The sequence below is a fragment of the Psychrobacter sp. FME13 genome, from assembly GCF_014861395.1.
Classification (GTDB): Bacteria; Pseudomonadota; Gammaproteobacteria; order Pseudomonadales; family Moraxellaceae; genus Psychrobacter.
In genome coordinates, this window is the sequence record NZ_RRYV01000411.1 from 1 (window position 1) to 325 (window position 325).

A 325-nucleotide genomic window follows, 5' to 3' on the forward strand; every position below is an offset into this window, starting at 1 on the left:
TGACTATCTCTGCGAGCAGTTACGCTCGCCTAGACTGATTGTTGCGTAAGTCCTAGAAGTTAAGCATTGCGCCCTGAGGGTTAACTGTTTGTGAACCGCCCCGACTATATCGGAGAGTGGATTGCTTGAGTCAGGCAGCTTTGTCTGACTCACAAAGACTATCATAGTATCGTCTCTCAAACTCAAAAGGCGACACATAACTAATCGTACTATGAATGCGAGTTTTGTTAAACCAATCGACCCATTCTAGGGTTGCTAATTCAACATCGTTCACACCTTGCCACTGCTGTTTTAAATATTCAATCACCTCTGTTTTATAAAGCCC

1 protein-coding gene is annotated in these 325 nt (G+C 43.7%); it reads right to left on the minus strand.

All coding sequences use genetic code 11. From position 1 onward, the window contains the following. Positions 1 to 130: 130 nt before the first annotated feature. Positions 131 to 325, minus strand: a 195-nt coding sequence (locus EI164_RS16820) for an IS3 family transposase (protein WP_192519320.1), incomplete at its 5' end; no start/stop codon positions are given.